General features: G+C 49.8%; 1 pseudogene. It reads right to left on the minus strand.

The window, feature by feature from the left end:
* Positions 1–241, minus strand: a pseudogene (locus tag SB847_RS22075) (hypothetical protein); the annotation flags it as partial.

The following is a 241-nucleotide window of genomic DNA, read 5'->3' on the forward strand; positions in this document are numbered from 1 at the left end:
CTTTTTTATTACCTGAATTGCCTATCATTACAGTGGTTTCACCGTTCTTACCGCAATCCAGCCCGCGCATAAAACCCATCATGTCAAAGCGCATTCCTTCTGCAGTTAACCAGCGCAATCCTCGCCAGTGAACCCGGACGATATAATCAGCTTCTCCAAAAGCAAGTGAGCGGATACATTCGGGACGCGAACCGAATCCCCGGTCAGCAATGCGTATCTCGTCTGCCGTTTGCGCAAATCG

The organism is Bacillus sp. SIMBA_026, from assembly GCF_046535335.1.
Classification (GTDB): Bacteria; Bacillota; Bacilli; order Bacillales; family Bacillaceae; genus Bacillus; species Bacillus velezensis.